Raw genomic sequence first — 21,049 nt, 5'->3', positions numbered from 1 at the left:
TTCGACATGATCAAATGGGCAGGCTGGCTGATCACCGTCTTCGGAGCCGCACACACACTGCTCGCGCTGACGCTGGAGCGGGCGGCACGTCATGCCGGGACCTGGTTCAGCGGCGGACTGTGGAGCGACGATCTCTCCGCGATGAGCCCGGAGAACAGCGCATTCTGGTTGTCGGTGGCCAGCTTCGGGGTGCCACTCGTCCTCGTCGGCGTCACGGTGCTGTGGATGGAACGCCACGGCATCACCCCGCCGGAGTTCCTCGCCTGGGCACTGGGCATCTGGAGCCTGCTCATAGCCACGGCCCTCATCCGCACCCCGTGGCCGATCATCGTCATCGCGTGCGGTCTACTGCTGGCCGGAATCCGCCGCGCCGCGTCGCAATCTGGCTCAGAGACGGCAAACGGAGAATTCCAATGATCAGGTGGGCCGGTTGGCTGATCACGCTGTGCGGCGTCGGACACACGATGGGCGCCTTGACACAAACCATCCCCCACTACGGCCAGGACTGGCTCACCTGGGCATTGTGGGAAAAGCAGAACAGCGACCTCGTCGCGATGAGCCACACCACCGCCGCGTTCTGGTACACAGCGTTCAGTTTCGGCCCGCCACTCATCGTGATCGGCCTGGCGGTGTTGTGGATGACCCGACACGGCATCACCCCACCATCGTTCATCGCATGGAGCGTTGCGTCCTGGACCCTGATCACCGCCGTTCTCTCCGGGCCCTCACCCTTGCTTCTCCTCCTGCTCGCGGCCGTCCTGCTGCTGATCGGCGCCCGCCGCGCCGCCCGCGACGACGACACCGTGGCCGAGGCAGCCCTGACATAGCCGGGCCGGCGTGCCCACCAGCGCAAACCGCGTGCTGTCGACGGGCCCCAGGGACCAGGCAACGCACTGGCCATCACAGAAGATCCCACCACCACGAAAGGAGCGGCAAAAATGCCGTACCTCACGATCAACGACGCCCAGCTCTACTTCGAGGATGAGGGCACCGGGCAGACCCTATTGTTCCTGCACGGCTGGGGTACCAGCGGGCGGATCTGGGGCGCGCAACAAGCCGAATTGGTCCACGACTTCCGTGTGGTCACCCTCGACTGGCGTGGATGCGGCCGGTCGGATCGGCCGACAGTCGGCAATACGATGAAAGGCGTAATCGCCGACCTGGTGGCTTTCATTCGAGCGCTCGAGCTCAGCCAGCCCATCGTTATCGGCGTTTCGATGGGCGCCACCTTCGCCACCGAACTGGCGATGGATCACCCAGAATTGCTCGGCGGCGTCGTCGCCGTGGACGGTCCGGCATACTGGCCCGCGCAGGGTATGCCGCTACCGAAAATCATTCACGAAATGCTCTACAACCGTGTGTCTTTCGCCGCTGAGTGGGTGCCGAACTGGTTCGCCCCGAACACAAGCCCCGCGCTGATCGACTGGACCGTGCGCCAGATCCTCGACGCGGGAGTGTACATCGACGAGCAGTTCCACGTATTCGCCGAGTACGACCCTCGCCCACGGCTACCGGAGCTGCGCACGCCGATCCATTATCTGCACGGCGAATTGGACGCGGAGATCCCAGTCGAGGTCGCACAGGCATGCGCTGCCCACACCCCGGGTGCCGGGGTCACCGTGATCCAGGGTGCGGGACACATGCCCCAGCAGGAGAAGCCCGCCGAGTTCAACGCCGCGTTGCGGAACGCGTTGGCGGGCTTCGCTTCCGACTCCCTCACTGACTGAACCGCACTACAGATCAGGACTATTCGTCATGCACACCACGACCGTTCGGCTCAGCGGGGGGCCCGCCACCCTGGCTTACGACCGCACCGGCACTGGCCCCGCCGTGATTCTGGTACACGGCACGGCCGCCGGTCGTGCCCAATGGACTGGATTGACCGCCGAACTCGCCGACCGGTATACGGTTGTCGCGCTGGACTATTCGGGTTCCGGCGACACCGTTGACCACGGCGGGCCGCTCACCCTCGCCGATCTGGCAGCGGAGGTACGAGCCGTCGCTGACCATGCGGGGCTCGACCGGTTCCACCTGGTCGGCCACTCACTTGGCGCGGTGATCGCCGCATACGTGGCCGCCACCGCACCTGAGCGCGCACTCTCGCTTCTGATGCATGCCGGTTGGGTGCGCACCGACACTCGCATGGACGCGGAGTTCCGGTACTGGATCAGCCTGCTGCACAACGATGCTCGATACAACACGAACTCTTTCGCGCAAATGCTGCCGCTGATGGCCTTCGGTCCGCTCTACTGGAAGCAAGTCGAGGCCGAGGAGAACATCGCAGTCGTGAACCAACTCACGAGTGTGATCGCGCCTGGTGCCGACCGACAAACAGAGGTCGACCGCAGTGTGGATCTCACAGACATGCTCGGACGGATCACCGCACCGACGCTCGTATTGGCCAGCGCTCATGACCGCCTCGTCCCGGCCGAACAGCAACAACAGCTGATTGCCTCCATCACCAATGCTCAGTACGCCGAAGTCGACGCGGGACACGGCGCACCAGGCGAGGACCCGGACGGCTTCCACGCCAAAATCATCGGGTTCCTGGACTCACGGACTCCTCACTGTGAACTTGCCACTGAGCAAGCTGAACCGTGACGGATTCGGGCCGCTTCTTTCTTTGAGGTGGGTGGTCTGCACGGTCCTGCACATGACAGGTGCGGTTGGATCGGTTCAACGCTCTGGCTGCGACCGTCGTGACTGTGTTGGCGGTTTGCGCTTCCAGGAGACAACGCCGAAAACACCACTTGTGTCTGTGCCACGTCAGTCTTCCGATCAAGGCGGCCTTTCCCGCTTCCGATCTCGCTGCTAGTCGACGAACCTCCTACTGTCCCCCGATACCCGAGGCGGAGATTTACCCACCAATGTACGAGCGCCTGTACAGCGTGTTGCTGAAGATAATGTTCCTGCTGCCGCCGGAACGCATCCACCACCTGGCCTTCGCCGCCATGTGGTTCGCGACCCGCTTCGCCCCGGGCCGCGCGCTGGCCAGCAGGCTTCTGGTGGCCGACGATCCGATCCTGCGGACCCACGTCTTCGGTGTGGACTTCCCCGCACCCCTTGGCCTGGCCGCCGGATTCGACAAGAACGCCGCCGGCGTCGACGCATGGGGTCCGCTCGGTTTCGGCTACGCCGAGATCGGCACCGTCACCGCCCAGGCCCAACCCGGCAATCCGGCCCCGCGGCTGTTCCGCCTGCCCGCGGACCGGGCGCTCATCAACCGCATGGGCTTCAACAACTTCGGCGCAGCCGCGGCCGCCGAACACCTGGCCCACCGACGTCCCGGCGGCATCCCCATTGGCGCCAATATCGGGAAGACCAAGATTGTGGAACCCGAGGACGCCGCAGGCGATTACGTTACCTCCGCCGAACTGCTGGGCCCGCTGGCCGACTTCATGGTCGTCAATGTCAGCTCCCCCAACACTCCCGGCCTGCGTGACCTGCAGGCGGTGGCCTCGCTGCGCCCGATCCTGCAGGCGGTCCTCGATACCGTTTCGGTCCCCGTTCTGGTCAAGATTGCCCCCGACCTCACCGACGAGGAGATCGACGCTGTCGCCGACCTCGCCGTCGAACTCGGGCTGGCCGGCATCGTCGCCACCAACACGACCATCCGCCGCGACAGCCTTGCTACCCCTGCCGCAGACGTGGAACCGATCGGCGCGGGCGGCCTGTCGGGCGCGCCCCTCGCCAACCGCTCTCTCGAAGTCCTGCGCCGCCTCTACACCCGGGTGGGCGACGAGGTCATCCTCATCTCCGTCGGCGGCATCGAAACCGCCGATCAGGCCTGGGAACGCATCCTTGCCGGCGCCTCCCTCCTGCAGGGCTACACCGGCTTCATTGCCGGCGGCCCGCTGTGGGCCAAACACATCCACTGCGGCCTCGCCGCCAGACTCCGCGCCCATGGTTACACCAATCTCTCCGAAGCCGTCGGCGCCGCACACAGAACGCGCGCCTGACAACCGGCCCCGGACACTCAGCCGAGACGGAACACCCGAAGCCGGTGGAGTTGAGAACGTCCATGGACGATGTCATTTCGGGCTGCTCGGGGCCCCGGGCGGGTGAGTTCGTGTATTCAGTCGTCGATTGCGACCGATTCGTCGGACCATTCGGACCTGATCCGAGCACCCGCGGGGCGGAATGACAAGTCCGAGGCTGCGTGTGTGCGCCTCGTCGGCGAGTCCACGCGCCATTCATCGGGCGCGACGCGCGATTGAACTCGCACATGGTGTGCTTCCTCACTACCACTCCGATCTATACGGGAGCGTATAGATCGATTAGATTCAATCTATACGCCACCGTATAGATCGGAGCAGCCATGAGACTTCCTCGAACCGCCCACACCGACCGCCCATGGCGCATCCATGACATCGCCGACGACTTCACCGTCGAAGATGTGTGGGCGTTGCCCACCCCCGGCGGGCCCGACGACTTCGCGTGGTTGGTGCGCCAGTTCGCCGACGGCGTCAGCGGCGGTGTCAATGGTGACGGCTTCGTCTCGCGGGCGCTGTTCACCGTCCGATGGCGGCTCGGCGCGTTGCTCGGCTGGGACCGGCCCGACACCGGTACCGGCGCCCGAGTGCCGTCGCTTTATGACCGCTTACCGGCCGATCTACTCGAGGGACCCCGCGGCCCCGACCTCGGCAAGTCGCCGTTCCGGTCCCTCTACCAGACCGAGAACGAGTGGGCAGCCGAGATGTGCAACGCGACTGTCCATGCGGTGATGCACCTCGGTTGGGTCCCGGACGGAAGCAGCTATCGAGGCCAGATGGCGGTGCTGGTGAAGCCCAACGGGCTCCTTGGCGCCATCTACATGGCCGGCATCAAGCCGTTCCGCTACGTCGGGGTGTACGGGGCGCTGATGCGCTCCATCGGACGTCAATGGCAGGAGAATGCCATTGCGCGACAGTGAGCAGCGATCCGAGGAGGTCGGCAAGCACTTGGGGTAGAAGTCGATGCATGCGCTATCGGCCTGAGCATAGGAATGAGGTCAGCCGGGACCGGTTGCCGGCGGGTCGACGAGTGGCGCTCGTTTTTTACGACGGCACCTCACCGAGCCGGATCGGCAGTACCGAGACCTGCGACGCGACTGCGTGCCTCATCTGCTAATCCATCCACGGATTCCTACCGCGACGGGAACGAGGACGATGATGAACCCGGATACGGGTTCGAACGCCAGCCCGAAACCGGTTAGCACCGCGATCGCAGCAAGTATCGGTGCCGTGACGTAGCCGCGGGCCCGCTCCACCTCGATGACGCTGACACCGAGGGTGATCGCGGCGACGCCGAACGCGGTGAACCAGAACGAAAGCTCAGCGTCTTGGTCTTTTGTCACCCAGATGACAGTGCCCAGCGCTGCGTGGACCGCCCCGATGAGGGTGAGCATGGTGCCGACAGCGGGGAATCGAGTTCTTGAATTCACGCTCTTCCACTCTTCTTGCGATGGCATGACTTCGCCCGACGAATCCATGCGGCGAATGCGCTGCGCAAAATCGACTCTCGGACCTTTGGGCGTAAGGAACCTTCCCAAAGCACCATGTTGTCCACAGGGCTCTATCGGGCAAGCTGGCAAGTGCCCAGGGCGTTCGCGGTCAGGCAGGTAGGTAGGTAGACGGTCGCCGCGAGGTCACTATTGTCCACCTCGACGCAGGTCGGCGTCGCCGTACAGCTATCACCCTCTCGTTCGATGGAGGCCTAAATCGATTGCAGGACAATCCATCTCCGCAAGGCGAGCAGTCAGGGCCGACGAGTGTCGGAATATGTGGGCAGGTCGAGGAAGCCTTAGGGCAGTTTCTATACGGTTACGTATAGAACGACCTTAGCCGATTCCGTACGCCCTCGTACAGTTGCTGCCGAGGTGAGGAAGCACACCATGACTCGACCTTGCACGTCGCGTCGAACAGACACCGACGACGCGAATGCAGTTGCGGCACCGCCTTTCACACCCACGTGGCAGTGAAGACGGGCTCAGGCCAGATCACTTCGTCGGCGCGGGCAACCGCCGAGACTTCAGATCTCGGCACACCCCTTGGCGGCCAAGGTGTTTCGCGGCGTTGATCCAGATTCTCCTGATCCGGCCGAGTCACGATTCAGGACACCAGAGGGAGCCGGCCTACGGCGTTGTCCGGAAACGACTGCTTGATCAGATGCAGCCCGCATCGGTGTGGTCGTCCAAAACGACAGCACGGTCACTTCGATGGGTGCGTCACGGACCGACGCAGTCGGCGCTGCAGGATCGGTAGCGCCCCCGCCGACCAGGGTTGCCGGGTTCATAGAACGTCTTCGTCGTCCCAGCCTGGAGATGACGGTGGTGTGGACCGAAGGGGCCGAGGGATCGGGGTCGACATACGGGCCCGAGTCGGGGATCCGCCGACTCGTCGACCGGACGACGACGATTACGACGCCATCGCCATGGGCGGAAAGGCGTGGATCCGCGTGGGTCTACAGTGAGAAGTTATACGCATGCGTATAACTTGGAATCATCTGCCGCGCCTCAGACTTTCGCAGAATGGAGTTCAACCGCCATGACCGACAAGGAATTGGAAGTCCCACGCTGGACCGAGCTCGCCGCATGGGCCACAGTCGGATGCACGATCCCCTCGTGCATATGGAGAGTCACGGCCGGATTCGGGGTCGATGTCGGCTTCACCGGCGAACTGGGAAGGCTCTACCACGGACCGACCTTCGTGACCTACGTGTGGATTTTGACCCTGGTGTCGCAGAGCGCGGCCTTACTCACCCTCGGCCTGGTCCGACCCTGGGGCGAGTGGGTGCCGGCGTGGATCCCGGTCTTGGGCAGTCGTCGTATCCATCCACTGGTCGCCATCGTTCCCGCCGCGTTAGGAGGACTGGCCGTGACGACGTTGTCCGCCGCGGTCGCTCTGTCGCCACGCAGCCCGCTGACGGACCCCGACTTTCCGCACGGCACGGCGGGTGTCGTCATGGGTTTGTGTTATGCACCGTTGCTGGCCTGGGGGCCTCTGGTCATCGCAGTCACCGCCGCCTACGCTCGCAGGCGCTACGCCAGGCCATGAGGTTCACGGTCCGAGTGACCGGTCGGTCGCCAGTCATTGAATCCTTACGGCCACAGATCATGGCGAAATTCGTCCGACTGTATGTCCATCTGGCGCACCCGCACGGTCGGGCCGCTCACCCGTCGCACGATTCAGGATCAGGTCTCCCGCACGCGCGATGACCTCTTCCCGAGTACGGCCGGGATGATCGGCGGCGAGGAAATGGCTGCCGATAGCTGCGCAGAATGCGAGCAGGCTCCGAGCCTCGACCTCGTCAGGATCTGAGCAGATTGTGCCGATCGCATCGCGGAGCAGGTCCATGCGCCGGTTGTCGACTCGGCGCAGACGTTCGGCGACGGCGCCGTCGCGGCGGGCCCAGTCGCGGATGGCCAGGTCGATGGGGAGCAACCGATCGCCGGAGAAGGTGAGATGACCAGCCAGCCGGGCCTTGTCGAGAACGCTGCCCTCACCCCGGGTGACCTCCTCGACCACATTGTCCACCGCTTCGCGCTCCCAGGTGTCGAGCATTGCCGTCAGCAGCGCCTCACGGTCGGCGAAGTAGCCGTAGAACCCGCCCTTGGTAACTCCGAGAGCCTTGGCGAGCGTCTCGATTCGCACGGCATCGACGCCCCCGGTGGCCAATGCCGCCAGCCCCGCGTCGATCCATGTCTCGCGTGGTGTGCGCAGCGCACCCATGCCGTGAACCACCTCCCTCGCAACGTTCTACGGACCGTATAACCGATCCAGCCTTTAATTATACGTTTCCGCATAACTGACGGAGGGCGATGCCATGCCCAACCGACTTCCCCGCACCCGCGCATATCGAAAAGCCATGGCGGATCCATGAAATCGCTGCCGAACGGTCTTGCGCCAGGGGTCTGCCTGGCAGGCACCTCCGAACAACCTGTACGAACTCCACGGTGAATCAGCGCTCGGAGCTGGCGAACAACCGGACACAAGGTGGCACACCTCCGCTGAGTCCCGACCCTCGACGGATGCGAGCCGCGAATGATGGTCCTGGTCAAACCGAACGGACTCTTCGGCCGGTTGGAACGATGGGCTTCGTCGAAAGATCGTCGAATCGTCAGCCCGTGTGCGCGGGGTCCGATGGAGCATCCGATAGGGTACCGGCGCCTTCACCGAGCGCATCACGCACGATCCGGTCGACGGCGGCGGCGGCGTCGGCCAGGTCGGCGCCGGCCTTGCGCGCGCATCGCCGCACGGCCGCATGAGGCAACTCGACGATCAGCAGAGCCAACCGTTCGCGATCGGCCCGACTGTGGTAGCCCAGCCGATCGCCGAGTTCGCGTACCGCATCGTCGATTCGAGCCTGCTGCGTCGCGGCCACATCTCGGGATTCGGCACTCCACTGCGCGAACCCGAAGGCTTCCCGGCCCGCGAGCAATACCGCGGCCTCGGTCGGGTGCCGTCGCGACCAGTCGGTCACGTGATGCGCGGCCCCCATCGCGGCTCGCTGCGGAGGGTCGATACGCAAGGCCTCGAGGAAGCCGCTCTGGAATCGATCCACGGTACGCAGCCACAGTCCTGCCAGTAGCGTCGCCCGGTCGGGAAAGCGGTAGTAGACCGAGCCGCTCGGCGCGCCCACGGCAGCCGCGACCGCGCTCATCGTGACCGCGGCGGCGCCATGGGACGCGGCCAGGTCGGCAGCGGCGTCAAGCAGTGAGTCGCGGGTGTGCGTTGGTTTCCTTGACACGAGCTAGAGATTACTCTCTAATTGCAATTAGAGAGTAATCGCCAAATGAAGGGTCCTGATCATGGTGAGAAATATCCACAGTCGGGTGATCGCAGCCGATGCGCAGGCGGTGGGCCAGCTGCTCGACACGCTGGCCACCGACGACGACCGGCTGTGGCCGATCCAGCAGTGGCCCGCGATGCGGTTCGATCGACCGTTGGGCGTCGGTGCCATCGGTGGCCACGGGCCGATCCGCTACACCTGCGTGAAGTACGTGCCCGGGCGCGAAGTGCAGTTCCGGTTCCATCGTCCGGCCGGTTTCGACGGGACACACGGATTCATCGTGGAAGAGCTGGACGCCACACACACCCGGCTGACGCACGAGTTGATCATGCGAACCCACGGAAGAGATCGCTTCACCTGGCCCCTCGCCTGGCGCTGGCTGCATGACGCGGCGCTGGAAGACTCACTCGACTGCGCCGAGACCACACTGGTTCCGGGGGCGACGCCGACGAGCCACCACAGCCGCTACGTTCGCTTCCTGCGCGCAAGGATCCACAGCGATCAGGTCCGCAAGAACAAGGTCCATCGGTAGTCCCGCCGGACGATTCGACGCGACTTCACGCCGTGGCTGACCACCAGCGACCTTGCGGGTGCGCTGAGCGACGCCACGGCGGGTCGCGGACCGGGAAACCGTGCGCCCCAACCCCACCAACGAATCCGCAGCCGCCCGATGACGACCACCGCACCCGCCTTCGAACGGCCAATGGCGCGCGCCTGCGCGCGATCGCCAAAGTGATTGACGCCACCCGCCGCCAGGCAGTCTGTGAATGCCGGATCTTCGCGATCCCCGCCGATGGCGATCCGATGCTGTGCGCGACAGCCGATGGGACGGTTCGAGCGGTCGAGCGCGCTGAAGGTTGACTCGACGGGATCACAGGCGGCGGTGTCGGCGCGGCGGCACAAGCCGCTGGCCAGCCACGATCCGGTCAAGATCGTGGCTGGACCTGGCTGTGGCGGTCGCAGCCGGTGCCGACTGCGCCTCGGACCGATCAGGCTGGGCCGACGGCCCGGCGAAACATCGAGGCTAACGCTACTGACAATGACGTTGGGCTGCCGTCAATCCCGCGGCGGTAGCCCGATGAGTGTGCAATAGGCGTCGGCGATAGACGCCGGGTCGAGCGAGCCACCCTGGTGATACCAGCGATAGCTTTCGCTGACCATATTGAGAATCGCGAAGGTGATCACCGACGACGGCGCGTCAGGAAGCTGCCCGAGCGCCTGCACCTTTTCGACGACACTCCGGACGGTGGCGACGAATTCGCGCTCGTCGCGTTGCACTTGTTCGGCTACCGCCGGCTCCAGCCAGCGCTGCTCGCTGCGGTAGACGGCGAAGGTGAGATGGTTCGCGATCACCGCATAGGTGAATCGGGTGATGATCGCCCGCAGCTGGGTGACCGGGTCGCGGGCCGCCGCCAAGCCGTCGTGCAGCGCGGCCGTCATGTCCCGATCGACCTGTAACGCGATCTCGCGCAACAGGTCTGCCTTCGATCCGACGTAGTGATAGATGGATGGCTGGCTGAGGTCGAGTTGGGCCGCGATTTCCCTGGTGGTGCCTTTGCTGTACCCGCGGGAGGAGAAGACAGCGGCGGCGCCGTCGAGAATTCGCCGCCGTTTGTCCTCCCAGGCCGACTCCCCCTCGACCGGCGTCGACGCAGCCACACGTGGGCCTCCCACCATATAGTTCCTCCGAAATCGAACAAGTCAGCTTAGCCCGCAGCAGGATCCAGGAAGTGCGCTGGACGCCCGACCGGCGTCAGGCCACATCACATGTCTGCCGCCATCTTCCGCAGGGCGACACGATCGATCTTGTTCGCGGCGGTTTTCGGCAATTGCCCGACCACCCGAACGTCTCGGGGCTGTTTGTAATGCGCCAGATTCGCCGTGCAGTAGTCGGCCAGCTCTGCTCGGTCGAGAACCACGCCGGCGTCGACGACGACGAACGAGACCGGACGTTCGCCACGCCGCTCGTCGGCTACACCCACGGTGGCGGCATCGAGGATTCCCGGAAAATGGCACAGGGTCTCATCGATCTCGCGCGGGTAGACGTTGAAGCCGCCGACGATGAGCATGTCCTTCATACGATCGACGATGAACAAGAAGCCGTCCTCGTCGAGATAACCGATATCCCCGGTATTGAGCCAACCGTCGGCGAAAGCCCCGTCGTTGTGCGCCGGATCGTGATAGCCGATCGTCATGTGCGGTGCGCGGACCTGTATCTCACCGGCTTCCCGAGCATTCGCGAGCCGGTGTGGATTGTCCGGATCGACGACCCGGACCTCGACCCCAGCGGCAGGCAACCCGACCGAACCCGGCCGTGGGGACATGTCCGAGCGATTGCAGGTGATCGGCGCGAGTTCGGTCATGCCGTACGCCTCGCGGATCACCACGCCGGTTCGGTGCAGCCAGCGATCGTGCAGCGCCGCGGAGAACCGCGATCCGCCGCCCGGGCACACCCGCACGGTCGACAGGTTCGCGCGATTGGCGTGCTCGCTCGACAGCAGACCGGCGTAGATCTCGGCCGGACCGCCGCCGAACACGGTGACCCGGTGGTCGCGGATGGCGGTAGCCACCGCATCGGGCTTGAATCCCTGGCAGATCACCACCGTGGCGTGGCCGTAAACGGGATTGAGGATGCCCATCAGCAACCCCCAGATATGAAACGAGGGCGCCACATTCAGCCACACCTCGGCACCGGGACGAGTCGGCCAGCACCCCTCCATGCCGAGGACGGTAAGCATCAGGGTGCGGTGGGTGTGATCGACGCCTTTGGGCACTCCGGTGGTGCCTCCGGTGAACATCATGGTCGCCAGCCGATCCGGTGGGGGCAGCTGGTCGTCGGTGATGGTGAGTGTCTCGTCGCCGCACCATGTTTCGAGGTCCAGCTCGCGGGTGCCGACCACGACGAGTTCGAGACCGAGCGACTCCGCCGCGGCGAAGACCTGATCGGCGGCGCCGGCCGCGGTGAGCACCACACTCGCCCCGGACCGTTCGAGCAGCAGGCGCAGTTCCCGGCCGGTGAAGCCGGGGTTCATCAGGGCCACCTGCGCACCCGCCAGCCAGGCGGCGAAGATCGCGGCCGACAGCTCGGGGCCGTTCGGCATGACGACCGCGACCGGATGTCCGGCCACGACCGACTCGGAAAGGCGGCGTGCCAGACCCACCGCCGAACGGCCCAGTTCGGCGAAGGTCAGGGTCCGGTTACCGCAGACGATCGCGGTTCGATCGGGCGCATCGGTCATTGCCCGGCGCAGGGATTCGACCACGCTGGCGGACGGCTCGCGTTCCGGTCGGGCCGTCGTATCCTCGGTAGTCACAGCGGCCACCACAACCTCCAGTAAATCTTGCTGAGTTCTTTCAGGGTGATCAATCGGGAATGTTCGCGACGGGCTGCGTGAGCTCAGGCATCGCGTCCGCTCTCACGCCTGCCAGTGCCGCGTCATATTCGGCGCCGAGCGCGGCCACGACCTCGGCGACGGACTCCGGACCGAGGACTGCGCCGACGCCTTCCCCGGCCGACCACACGTCCCGCCAGGCCTTGGAATCGGCGATCGCGCCGGAGAAGTCGATCCCGGTCGGGCCGCCGGCCATCGCCCGGTGCCGGTTCAGGCTCTCGGCGAGCCAGTTCGCGGCAACCCCGGTCACGCGGTCAGAGGTGATGATGTCCGCGATCGTCGCGTCGATCACCATCCGGCGGTGTCCCTCGGCCGCGCGGCTCTCCGTGGTCGCGAGCAGCCGGGTGCCGATGGTGACCAGGTCGGCGCCGAGGACGCGCATGGCGAGAATGCCCGCGCCGGAAGACACCGCGCCGCCGGCGATCAGCGGTCCGTCCCAGAATTCGCGGATCGCGGCGATCAGCGAAAAGGGGCTGTATTTTCCGGTGTGTCCCCCGGCCCCCGAGCAGACGGCGGCCAGACCGTCAGCGCCTGCGGCAATGGCGCGCCGGGCCTGTTCGGGCGTGCTGATATCGGCGAAAACCAATCCGCCCCAGCGATGTACGGCGTCGAGGGCACGCTGCGGAGTACCGAGCGCGGTGATCACCAGAGCCGGCGCGGCCTCGTGCAGCAAGGCCAGTTCGGCCTCGAGCCGGTCATAGGTGCGGTGCACGATGAGATTGACACCCCACGCTCCCCCACCGGCTCCGGCGGCGATGCCCTCGAGCATGCCGCCCAGATCATCGATGGTGCGCGCGTTCGCGGCGGGAAATGTACCGATGATTCCGGAACACGCTGCGGCGGTGACCATCTCGGTGCCCGACACCAGAAACATCGGGGCCGCCATCACCGGGATCCGCAGCGACGCGACGAGGTCGGCGAATTGTCGATTGCCGGATTCCATGTTCCTCTTCCGATTTGTCATTGCATTGCACCGATTTCCGGTCGATCAGCCGCTTGCAGCGCCGCGCGGGCACGACGTACGAGGTGCGGCGCGTCGAGGGCCAGTACGGCCGTCGGCCGCCCGCCGCGTGTCCAGGTCACCGCCCGTCCGGAGCGGGTATCCGAGCGGATCTCGGCCGGATCCGCCCGGCCGTGGCGGCCGATGTAGTGCAGGCTGTGGCCGAGCTGGTGGGACCAGAAGTAGGGCAGCGGATCATAGGTTTCGTTGGCGCCGAGGATGTTCCGGGCTGCGATCTGTGCGGAGTCGGCCGCGTGGTGCCAGTGTTCGAGATGCATCGCGCGTCCGTAGCGGGCCGAGGGCCAGGCGATCGCGTCGCCCGCCGCGTAGACACCGGGTAGGTCGGTGCGCAGGTGCTCGTCCGTGGTGATGAACCCTGCCGGATCCAGGCCGATCGGTGAACCGTGCAGCCACGCCGTCGCCGGTGCTCCGCCGATCGCGGCGATCACCAGATCGGCGGCGCGACGACTGGAATCGCTGAGTAGCACTCCGTCGTGTGTGGTTTCGAGAACCTGGACCCCGGTCGTCAGCCGGATGCCGCAGTCGTCGTACCACCCTCGGATCTCGTCGTGCACCGAATCGGGCACGGCGGCGAGGGCCGGGCCGAGGTCGGGGCCGATGACCGAGACCCGGCAGCCGGCAGCTGCGGCGGCCGTGGCGACCTCGGCCCCGATCAAGCCCGCGCCGACGATCAGCACCCTGCGGCCCGTGGTGAGTTCGGTACGCAGACCAACGGCGTCCTCGAGACTCCGCAGGACGTTGGCCGCCGGCGCGCCATGCCCGCTCGGCAGTCGGCGCGCCCGCAGTCCGGGTGCGAGCAGAGCGGCCTCGAACGGGAATCGTCCCGCTGTGGTGAGGATTTCGTGCGGCCGGATGCCGACTGCGGCAGTTGCGGTGTGCAGTTCGATCCCGAGATCGGCGAGGTGGGGGCTGAGGGTGGGCTGGATCGGCTCTCCCGCCAACAGGTCCTTCGACAGTGGCGGACGATCGTAGGGGTCGGTCGACTCCTGAGTGATCACCGTGAGCCGACCGTGGAAGCCGCATGAGCGCAATGTCACTGCCACGGTGTGCCCGGCCAGACCGCCGCCCACCACGACCACGCTGTCGGGCCGCGTCACGGTGTGGCCTCGCCGGTCGAGCGTGCGGCCCGCCGGCCGCGCACTTCCAATCCGCCGTCGCTGGGAAAGACCGCGCCGGTGACGAATCCGGTGTCTGCCGCGCAGGCCAGCGCGACGTAGAGACCGGTATGGTGTTCGGGCTCGCTGACGAATCCGAGCGGAATCGTCTTTGCGATGCTGTCGAGCATCCCGGTCTCCTCGCGCAGGTGACGGTCTCCGCCGAGACCGGTCACGCCGGTCAGTCCAGTGCGCGTTGCCCCGGGTGCGATGCCATTGACTCGCACGTCGGGCGCGAATTCGTAGGCGAGTTGCCGGACCAGCCCGACCACCGCGTGCTTGGACGCCACATACAGTGCGCCGCCGCCACCGGCATAGGTTCCGCTCGAGGAACTGGTGAGGATGATCGAGCCCCGGCGGTGACGCAGTGCGGAGCTCGCCGCCCGGACGCCGAGCAGATAGCCGAGCACGTTGGTGGTGAAGAGTTCGTGGAAATTTCCGGGCAGCTGTGCGAGTTCCAGGTCGTCGAGCTTCGCGCCGTAGTCGTACACACCGACATTGCCGACATAGACATCCAGCCGCCCGAACATGTCGAGCGCGCATCTGGTGGCCGTGACGTGTGTCGCGGGATCGCGGACATCGCCGACGACGGCGGCAACCGGCTCGGGGTAGGCGTCCTCGATCGCTTTCGCTAGCTCTTTGTCCCGTTCCAGCACAACCACTTTCGCGCCCTCGCGCACATACCGTTCGACCACGGCGCGCCCGATGCCGTCACCGCCACCGGTAACGAGGGCGACCTGCCCTTCCAGTCGACCCATCAGAAATGTCCCATCAGAAGAAGGTGTTGATGTTCTTGGCGGGTAGCGTCGCGTGGCTCAGCACCACCTTGCGCGCCGCGATGCGCAGCTGCCCGTCTACCCGTCGCAACCGGTCGACCCGCCTGCCGTAGAGCACGGCCGAGTCGGTGCTGCCCTGACCGCGGTAGTTCACGAAGACCGAACGCACGGACAGTTCCCCAGGGGTATCGCATGATTCGACTTCGATATTGGAAATGACATGCAGATGCCGGGTCGCCGGGTCCTCGGCCCATGCCGTCGGCGCAGTGAACCGGTCCACCCGGTGCCGCAGATCGGCGACGGTGTCATCGAAGTACGCCATGCGGTGCGGTGCGTAGATGCCCGAGCAATCGTGGCGGCCACGGTTCTCGATGCCCGGCACCCAGTAGGTCGCATCCTCGGTGAACAATGCCAGCCATTCGGGATAGCGTTCCTCGTCGAGTAGTCGCGCTTCCCGCGCGGCGAAGGCCATTACTTCGAAATAGAGGTCGGTGTCCACGGTTTCGATCGATTGCGGGTCAGCGGTCGGTGTCATCGTGCGGCCCTTTGTCCAGGAGTTCGGCCCAGTCGGTCGAGCTCATCATCTTCGACCACTGGTGGTAGAACGCTCGTTGATTGGCGTCGTTGATCTGCCCGCGGTAGACGTTGCCGGGCAGTTCCGGGTGATCGACTCGGCTTGCCAGGCCGAGCCCGTAGTGCAGGGGCTGCTGCCGGGTCACGAATCCGCGATTGCTGTGCGTCGAGCCTTCCCAGTTCTCGCCGTCGTCCATCTCGAAGACACCGGACGGCGAGAAGGTCAGCATCGCGCCCTTACGCCAGGCGTCCTTGACCTCTTGCGGCGCATTGCAATTCACCAGTACCCAGGTGCGCAGCTCGGTCTTGTGCGGACCGAGCGGCTGCCACGTGCGGAAGGTGTTCTGGCCGGGCAGGAATGAAAAGTTGGGGAAGACATTGGCCGAGCTGACCGAGCCCACCATCTTCGCCCGGGTCGCTCCGAGCCGCGCCTCGAACGCGCCGCGCTGCTCGCGCAGGTAATTCATGATGCGTTTGTCCCCGAGCGTGGCCGCGTTGCCGACGCCGTCGAGGTTGAATTCCCAGCAGTGGCCGTTGGTATTGACGTGGTAGCTCTCGTTGGCCTCGTCACCGAGCGTCGCCACCGGCCCGCCGAGCATCGCCTCGGCACCCGACGCATGCGTCCATCCGGCGTGCAACGCGTCGCCGGCGAAATTCTCCGCGGCAATCTTCCAATTGCAGCCCAGGATCGAGGAGATGCAGCCGCCTGCGAATTCTGTTCCGCCCGGGTCATTGTCGAGCATGACGTCCAGGTAGAAGGTGAAATCCCCGAGAAACTCGGTGAGCGCCGGCGCGCTCGGGTCGAAGGTCGCGAACAGCAGGCCCTTGTAACCCTCGACCTGGGCCACCGGGGTCAAGCCCAGTCGGGAGCGATCGAAGCCGGGTTCGCGGTCGTAGGAACCGGACTCGTGCATGCCGCGCAGTGACCCGTCCAGCCCGAACGACCAGCCGTGATAATTGCAGACGAATCCGCGCGCGACCCCGACCTCCGCCGAACATACGCGGTTGCCCCGGTGCGGACAGCTGTTCAGGAATGCCCCCACCCGACCGTCGCGGTTGCGGACGACGATCACCTCGTCCTCACCGATGCGGGTCGTGAGGAACGAACCGGTGTGCGGGAGCTGGCTTTCGTGGGCGATGAACACCCAAGCGCGGGCGAAGATGCGCTCGAGCTCCAGCTGGTAGATCTCCTGCGACCAGAAGATGTCGCGCGGCAGCCGGCCTTCGCTCAACAGTTGCGGACCGACCATCGTCGAGACCGATTTGCTCATGGTTTGTCACTTCCATTGCTATTGGTTCCGCGCACATAGATCTGGCCGTCCTCGACCGACACCTCGAAGGTCTCGAGCGCCTGGGTGGCCGGAAAACACAGCGCGCGACCGGTGCGGACATCGAATTCGGCCCAGTGCACCGGGCAGACGATCGTGTGGCCTTCCAGTTCGCCCTCCGACAGTGAGGCGGTGGCGTGGGTGCAGGTATCGGCGGTCGCGTAGATCTCGCCGTCGACGCGGTAGATCAGCAGTGGCGGCCATCCCTGCGGCGTCACGCGCACCATCTCCCGGCCGTCGAGCAGACCGACCGGCCCGACATTGCATGGCGCCGAAGTTCCGGTGGTCATGAGGAGAGCCCTTCTGCGGCCCGGCTCGGGATGAGTTCGGCGAAGCCGAGACCGGTAATCCATTCCGGCACAGCTTCATAGGCGATGACATCGCCGGTGCACGAGCCGAGTGCGGCCATGGCGGCGATGAAGTTGCGGATCTCGAGGCCGCCGTTGCCGCCGTGCTCGAGTATGTAGTCATCGGTGAGCGAGACGAGCGCCGCCACATCTCCGGCGGTCACGAGATCCAGCACCATGCGGTCGAATTGCTCGTTCACCCGGCCCATGTCGCCGGTGCCGACCCAGTGGCTGATGCCACCGCTGCCGATGACGACCACCCGCTCGTTGCCGTCCCAGCTCTCCACGGCCTCCTTCAGGTTCTGCCCGATCTGCTCGGCCCGCCGCAACGGCAGCATGGGTTCGACGCCACAGGCCAGATAGATCGGAATCACCGGAAGTTCCGCATCGAGGCCGATGCGGAAGTACGGGATCGCGACCGAATGATCGACGGTCAGCGAATCGGCCACCGCCCAATCGATTCCGGTGCGGTGCCCGTGGCTCACCAGATGCCGTGCCAACGCGGTGTTGTCGGGAAACTGCCGCCTGCGCATGCCGGGCAGACGCTCCAGCGGACCGTCTACATCGCCGCTGCCGATCAGCGCCTGCGGCAGGCAGCCGGGTCCGAACAGCAGATAATGGTCGGTGCCGATGATGATCAGCGTGGTGGCGGCGAGATCGGCCACCCGCCTTGCCACCTCGGCGTACGCCTCGGTGATCCGCTCCTGGACCGCTTCTGGCGGCGCCTGCGGATCGGTGAGGACCATCGGGTCGTGCGGCACCAGGAATCCGCCCACCAGCTCAGCCATTCTTGGGTTCCTTCCGAATCGAGAGGCTATGGCCGCCTTGGAGTTCGGCCAGATAACCGGGCAGGCTGCGATCGCCGAAGGTCATCCACAGGCCCCACAGCAACATGGGGTTCGCACCGCGATCCCGCAGCGCCGGTAGGTCGATGCCGCCGACGGCAGCGCGCTCGTCCGCGTCGAGCCGGTATCGGTCGAGGAATCCGGGCGTATCCGAGACGAAGCCCTCGCGCGCCTGTTTGCCGGCGACGATGTCGTAGAGCGCTTTGTCCACTCCCGATCGGCTCATCGCAGCCTGCCCAGGAAATCGCTTACCTCGCAGAGGAATTCGCTGCGCCGCTCCAACTGCACCCAGTGGCCACACCGCGAGAACACCTTCAGGTCGGCGTTCGGGATGTGGTGTGCGGCCCGCCATGCCAGCTCGACCGGGATCACACTGTCTTCCCTGCCGTGCAGGATCAGCGTCGGCTGGTTGATGGCGCGAAGCGACTCCTCCGGTACGCCCTTGACGGGTGTGCCCGCCAGACCCGGTTCGGGAATGAGTCGCCGGTAGGCGTCCTGCGCACCGGGACGGGCACTGGCCTCGTACCGCTCCCGAACCATGTCCTCGGTGACCAGGGCGGGGTCGTACGCGAATATCTCCAGGATTCGCCGCATTTCGGCCTCGTGTGGTTCGTAATGCCAGCCCGACCGCAGCCCCTCGGTCATCTCGAAGGTGCCCACCGGGGTGCCGAGCAGGACGAGCCCGTCGACCCGCCCCGGATGCTTGAGTGTCGCGGCGAGGGCAAGCCCACCGCCGAAACTGTTGCCCAGCAAGGTCACCGAAGGTAGCTCCAGCGCGTCGAGCAACTCGATGAGCTGCCGCACCCAGAGCTTGATCCCGTACACGGTGCCCGCGGGCCCGATCGAACCCCCGAATCCCGCGATATCGGGTGCGATCACCAGGAAATCTCGGGCGAGCTCCGGGATCAGGCTGGACCAGTTCGCGGCCGCCGAGACTCCAGGACCGGAACCGTGCAACAGCACGACCGGCCGGCCCGACCCCGCCGTCAGGACTTTGGTCGGAATTCCTCCGGCCTCGACGACATGCGTTCGCGTGACATCACGGTCGGCAACGCTTCGCGGCATGGGCACGACCCCTTCCAAACGTTCGATTGATCAATTGATTGATTGATTGATCGAACGATAGGACCGTCCGCCACCGGTAGTCAAGAGGCGGAAGGGTCAACGAGGGTTCAACCGCGGCCGCCGGGCGAGGGCGGATGCCACACCGGTCGCGGCGGCGCGCACCGGATCGACATGTTCAGCGGGTCGAAAGCGCGAGGTGGAGCCGGTAACCGAGATTGCGGCAAGAGGTTGGCCGGCCGAGCCGAGGATGGGAGCGGCAATACAGGCGACCCCGGCCGAGGATTCCTCGTATTCGAAGGCGACTCCCGCTTCGAGCACGCGATCCAGTTGAGCGCGCAGCAGGCCCGGTCCGACGATCGTGCGCGCGGTGCGCCGAATCAGGCGGCCCGACAGAATGCGGTCGACGGTCGCCGCATCACAGTGCGCGAGCAGAACTCGCCCAATTGCCGTGCAGTACAAAGGCATTCGACCACCCACCCGGGACGGTGCGGATACCTGGCGATGACCGCCGATCTTGCTGACGTAGACGACCTCGTCGCCGTCGAGCACACCGAGGTGGACCGTCTCGCGGGTGCGGGCATACAGGTCCTGCATGAAGGGAACAGCGACCTCCGAGAGCGCGCGCTCGACGGACGCCCGGAGACCCAGCTCGAACAATCCCCGCCCCAGGCTGTAGCCCGCCGAAGACAGGCTGAGCAAGCGCGCGGCGACCAAGTCCTGGCACATCCGATGCACGGTGGCCTTCGGTAGCCCGGTGCGCCGGACCAGCTCCGACAGGCCGACCGCATGGTCCTCGACCTCGAACGCGTCCAGGATCAGCACGATCCGTCCCAGTACCGAGCGCGGATCCAGGCTGGAAGTCATGGGATGCCTCATTTCCTGCGACCGGTCCACTCACCGGACCGGATTTACTGCGCGGGCCGCGAGGGCCGAGGTGGACTGATCGCCGCCCTCACAGTACGACAGAAGGGAGATTGTCATGTCATGTGTCGACGAGGCGACCGTCGCCCGCGCGGCGTCGCGCCTGGCAGAGGCCGCAGCCACCCGCCGCCCGTGTCGACCGTTACGCGATCTGATCGACGCGGACGACGTGCGCACCGCCTATCGAATACAAACGCACTTCAACGCCGTCCGGATCGCCCGGGGCGCTACGGTGGTCGGCCGCAAGATCGGTGCGACATCCGAAGCGGTTCAGCGGCAACTCGGCGTGGGCCAACCCGATTTCGGAGTCCTGTTCTCCGACATGGCCTTCGAACATCGCTGCGAGATTCCGATCACACAACTGTTGCAGCCCCGCGCGGAGGCCGAGATCGCTTTCCTCCTCGCCGCGGACCTGGCCGACGGGCCGCTCGACGATACCCAATGCCGCCGGGCCGTCGGCACGGCGGTCGCCGCGCTGGAGATCGTCGACAGCCGAATCGCCGACTGGGACATCTCGTTTGCTGACACCGTCGCCGACAACGCGTCCAGCGGTGTGTTCATCCTCGGCGAGGAGCACCGCACCCTCGACGAGCTGGAGCCGGCCGAGGTCACCATGCGCATGGAGATCGACGGCGAGGTGGTGTCGACCGGCACCGGGGCCGCCTGCCTGGGCGACCCCCTGCACGCATTGTCCTGGCTGGCGCGGACGGCGCGCGACTTCGGCGATCCGCTGCGGGCCGGGCAGGTGATCCTGTCGGGTGCGCTGGGGCCGATGCGGCCCGTCCGACCGGGCGTGGTCGTCGATGTGTACATCCACGGACTCGGCCACGTGTCGGCGTCCTTCTCATGAAAGGTAAT

The 21,049-nt window shown here is 65.8% G+C and carries 25 protein-coding genes; 9 read left to right on the top strand and 16 right to left on the bottom strand.

Annotated elements, in window-relative coordinates; genetic code table 11:
• Positions 1-6: 6 nt before the first annotated feature.
• The 6 genes from EBN03_RS11940 to EBN03_RS11915 all read left to right on the top strand — a co-directional run bounded on the left by EBN03_RS11940 (position 7) and on the right by EBN03_RS11915 (position 4,912).
• Positions 7-417 carry a DUF6463 family protein gene (locus tag EBN03_RS11940; RefSeq protein WP_122188374.1) on the top strand — a complete coding sequence of 137 codons (411 nt, stop codon included), beginning with the start codon at positions 7-9 and terminating at the stop codon, positions 415-417.
• Positions 414-827, top strand: coding sequence for a DUF6463 family protein (locus tag EBN03_RS11935; RefSeq protein WP_122188056.1), 414 nt, complete (start codon positions 414-416; stop codon positions 825-827). The genes EBN03_RS11940 and EBN03_RS11935 overlap by 4 nt, the downstream gene beginning before the upstream one ends.
• 111 nt (positions 828-938) lie before the next feature.
• Positions 939-1,727, top strand: a complete 789-nt coding sequence (locus EBN03_RS11930; RefSeq protein ID WP_122188055.1) for an alpha/beta fold hydrolase — start codon at positions 939-941, stop codon at positions 1,725-1,727.
• A gap of 28 nt (positions 1,728-1,755) precedes the next feature.
• Positions 1,756-2,601 carry an alpha/beta fold hydrolase gene (locus EBN03_RS11925; protein WP_122188054.1) on the top strand — a complete coding sequence of 282 codons (846 nt, stop codon included), beginning with the start codon at positions 1,756-1,758 and terminating at the stop codon, positions 2,599-2,601.
• A 278-nt stretch (positions 2,602-2,879) separates the two neighbouring features.
• Positions 2,880-3,959: a quinone-dependent dihydroorotate dehydrogenase gene (locus EBN03_RS11920; RefSeq protein WP_122188373.1), complete on the top strand. Its 1,080-nt coding sequence runs from the start codon at positions 2,880-2,882 to the stop codon at positions 3,957-3,959.
• Positions 3,960-4,318: 359 nt separating this feature from the next.
• Positions 4,319-4,912 (top strand): DUF2867 domain-containing protein, encoded by a 594-nt coding sequence (locus tag EBN03_RS11915; protein WP_122188053.1) that lies wholly within the window; start codon positions 4,319-4,321, stop codon positions 4,910-4,912.
• Positions 4,913-5,098: 186 nt separating this feature from the next.
• Here the strand turns inward: EBN03_RS11915 and EBN03_RS11910 are convergent, their stop codons facing one another.
• On the bottom strand, positions 5,099-5,470 hold the full coding sequence (locus EBN03_RS11910; RefSeq protein WP_233608326.1) for a DUF6463 family protein: 372 nt from the start codon (positions 5,468-5,470) through the stop codon (positions 5,099-5,101).
• 1,054 nt (positions 5,471-6,524) lie between these two features.
• On the opposite strand from EBN03_RS11910, the gene EBN03_RS11905 reads away from it, so the two are divergent.
• Complete coding sequence (locus EBN03_RS11905; RefSeq protein WP_122188051.1) at positions 6,525-7,034, top strand: hypothetical protein; 510 nt, start codon at positions 6,525-6,527, stop codon at positions 7,032-7,034.
• A gap of 57 nt (positions 7,035-7,091) precedes the next feature.
• On the opposite strand, the gene EBN03_RS11900 is transcribed toward EBN03_RS11905, so the two are convergent.
• Entirely contained in the window at positions 7,092-7,709 is a 618-nt protein-coding gene (locus EBN03_RS11900) for a TetR/AcrR family transcriptional regulator (protein ID WP_122188372.1), read from the bottom strand.
• Positions 7,710-8,097: 388 nt separating this feature from the next.
• Complete coding sequence (locus EBN03_RS11895; RefSeq protein ID WP_122188050.1) at positions 8,098-8,727, bottom strand: TetR/AcrR family transcriptional regulator; 630 nt, start codon at positions 8,725-8,727, stop codon at positions 8,098-8,100.
• A gap of 85 nt (positions 8,728-8,812) precedes the next feature.
• Here EBN03_RS11895 and EBN03_RS11890 point away from each other — a divergent pair, with 85 nt between their 5' ends.
• Positions 8,813-9,301 carry an SRPBCC family protein gene (locus EBN03_RS11890; RefSeq protein WP_233608325.1) on the top strand — a complete coding sequence of 163 codons (489 nt, stop codon included), beginning with the start codon at positions 8,813-8,815 and terminating at the stop codon, positions 9,299-9,301.
• On the opposite strand, the gene EBN03_RS33695 is transcribed toward EBN03_RS11890, so the two are convergent.
• From EBN03_RS33695 to EBN03_RS11825, 13 genes are all read right to left on the bottom strand, one after another.
• On the bottom strand, positions 9,271-9,699 hold the full coding sequence (locus tag EBN03_RS33695) for a hypothetical protein (RefSeq protein WP_147471545.1): 429 nt from the start codon (positions 9,697-9,699) through the stop codon (positions 9,271-9,273). The genes EBN03_RS11890 and EBN03_RS33695 overlap by 31 nt on opposite strands.
• Before the next feature lie 126 nt (positions 9,700-9,825).
• Positions 9,826-10,428, bottom strand: coding sequence for a TetR/AcrR family transcriptional regulator (locus EBN03_RS11885; RefSeq protein WP_158675601.1), 603 nt, complete (start codon positions 10,426-10,428; stop codon positions 9,826-9,828).
• A 104-nt stretch (positions 10,429-10,532) separates the two neighbouring features.
• Entirely contained in the window at positions 10,533-12,083 is a 1,551-nt protein-coding gene (locus EBN03_RS11880) for a class I adenylate-forming enzyme family protein (RefSeq protein WP_147471544.1), read from the bottom strand.
• A gap of 49 nt (positions 12,084-12,132) precedes the next feature.
• The gene (locus EBN03_RS11875; protein WP_122188046.1) at positions 12,133-13,104 is read right to left on the bottom strand and encodes an NAD(P)H-dependent flavin oxidoreductase; all 972 of its coding nucleotides are present in this window, start codon (positions 13,102-13,104) and stop codon (positions 12,133-12,135) included.
• A 17-nt stretch (positions 13,105-13,121) separates the two neighbouring features.
• Positions 13,122-14,279 (bottom strand): NAD(P)/FAD-dependent oxidoreductase, encoded by a 1,158-nt coding sequence (locus tag EBN03_RS33690; protein WP_158675600.1) that lies wholly within the window; start codon positions 14,277-14,279, stop codon positions 13,122-13,124.
• Entirely contained in the window at positions 14,276-15,094 is an 819-nt protein-coding gene (locus EBN03_RS11860) for an SDR family NAD(P)-dependent oxidoreductase (protein ID WP_122188044.1), read from the bottom strand. Before EBN03_RS11860 ends, EBN03_RS33690 begins: the two co-directional genes overlap by 4 nt.
• Positions 15,095-15,107: 13 nt before the next feature.
• Complete coding sequence (locus tag EBN03_RS11855) at positions 15,108-15,647, bottom strand: 3-phenylpropionate/cinnamic acid dioxygenase subunit beta (RefSeq protein ID WP_122188043.1); 540 nt, start codon at positions 15,645-15,647, stop codon at positions 15,108-15,110.
• Positions 15,631-16,956, bottom strand: a complete 1,326-nt coding sequence (locus tag EBN03_RS11850; RefSeq protein WP_122188042.1) for an aromatic ring-hydroxylating oxygenase subunit alpha — start codon at positions 16,954-16,956, stop codon at positions 15,631-15,633. Before EBN03_RS11850 ends, EBN03_RS11855 begins: the two co-directional genes overlap by 17 nt.
• A complete protein-coding gene (locus tag EBN03_RS11845) occupies positions 16,953-17,303 on the bottom strand; it encodes a non-heme iron oxygenase ferredoxin subunit (RefSeq protein ID WP_199742746.1) in 351 nt (116 codons plus the stop codon). Before EBN03_RS11845 ends, EBN03_RS11850 begins: the two co-directional genes overlap by 4 nt.
• Positions 17,300-18,148, bottom strand: coding sequence for a DODA-type extradiol aromatic ring-opening family dioxygenase (locus tag EBN03_RS11840; RefSeq protein WP_122188041.1), 849 nt, complete (start codon positions 18,146-18,148; stop codon positions 17,300-17,302). The genes EBN03_RS11845 and EBN03_RS11840 overlap by 4 nt, the downstream gene beginning before the upstream one ends.
• Positions 18,141-18,416, bottom strand: coding sequence for a hypothetical protein (locus EBN03_RS11835; RefSeq protein WP_122188040.1), 276 nt, complete (start codon positions 18,414-18,416; stop codon positions 18,141-18,143). Before EBN03_RS11835 ends, EBN03_RS11840 begins: the two co-directional genes overlap by 8 nt.
• Positions 18,417-18,427: 11 nt before the next feature.
• Complete coding sequence (locus EBN03_RS11830) at positions 18,428-19,270, bottom strand: alpha/beta fold hydrolase (protein ID WP_122188039.1); 843 nt, start codon at positions 19,268-19,270, stop codon at positions 18,428-18,430.
• 96 nt (positions 19,271-19,366) lie between these two features.
• Complete coding sequence (locus tag EBN03_RS11825) at positions 19,367-20,146, bottom strand: IclR family transcriptional regulator (protein ID WP_407671130.1); 780 nt, start codon at positions 20,144-20,146, stop codon at positions 19,367-19,369.
• A 103-nt stretch (positions 20,147-20,249) separates the two neighbouring features.
• On the opposite strand from EBN03_RS11825, the gene EBN03_RS11820 reads away from it, so the two are divergent.
• On the top strand, positions 20,250-21,041 hold the full coding sequence (locus tag EBN03_RS11820) for a 2-keto-4-pentenoate hydratase (protein ID WP_122188037.1): 792 nt from the start codon (positions 20,250-20,252) through the stop codon (positions 21,039-21,041).
• Positions 21,042-21,049 lie beyond the last annotated feature (8 nt).

The organism is Nocardia stercoris (assembly GCF_003696265.1).
GTDB classification, from domain to species: Bacteria; Actinomycetota; Actinomycetes; order Mycobacteriales; family Mycobacteriaceae; genus Nocardia; species Nocardia stercoris.
The sequence above is the reverse complement of the archived record's forward strand: the minus strand, read 5'-3'. Positions and strand labels throughout refer to the sequence as shown.